Below are 637 nucleotides of genomic sequence, written 5' to 3'. Positions count from 1 at the left end.
ACACCTATCCTTATTTGTTATATGATTTTTCTGGCGATGATATGACTAGCCTTACTTTCATGACCAGACATAGTTGAGGTTTCAACTAATATTGAGGTCTCAATATTAAAACCCGTTAGCAAAGCTTCAAGCTCTATTTGTTTACTATGCCACATTGAAACACCTGTACCTGACATGAAACGAAGGCTGAATTCTGAACAAAACTCGGCTAAGTAAATTACGCCATTAGGTTTGAGCACTCGCCGCAATTCACTGAGCACTTTTTCACGAGAGTTTTGTTCAGCTATACATGTAAACACAGCACATGTAATTATCGAATCAAATTCACTATCCGCGAACGGTAAAACATCACCCGATAGATAACGTAAATCAAGTTCTGGATATTCACTCAATCCTCTACTTATCATTTCTTTAGAGGAGTCAATACCAATTATTTTACTGTAACCTAGCTCTGAGATTTGATGTGTTACGCGACCATAGCCACAACCAAAATCCAATATTTTAGATTCAACTGGCACAAAGGCTAAAAGGTCACTTACAGAAATTTCCAGGTTGAAATTAACTAGATCTGCCACCGCATCCCATTCGCTCAAGGTTTACTCCTCAAATCATATAACAATTTAATAGACGGAAAAAA

The 637-nt window shown here is 37.2% G+C and carries 1 protein-coding gene; it reads right to left on the bottom strand.

From position 1 onward, the window contains the following. Positions 1-17: 17 nt before the first annotated feature. Positions 18-593: a class I SAM-dependent methyltransferase gene (locus A1QC_RS05235; RefSeq protein ID WP_017025680.1), complete on the bottom strand. Its 576-nt coding sequence runs from the start codon at positions 591-593 to the stop codon at positions 18-20. Positions 594-637: the final 44 nt, after the last annotated feature.

The sequence above is a fragment of the Vibrio rumoiensis 1S-45 genome, from assembly GCF_000286955.2.
GTDB lineage: Bacteria > Pseudomonadota > Gammaproteobacteria > Enterobacterales > Vibrionaceae > Vibrio > Vibrio rumoiensis_A.
Note: the sequence above shows the minus strand (reverse complement) of the source record. Positions and strands in the feature narration are given on the sequence as shown.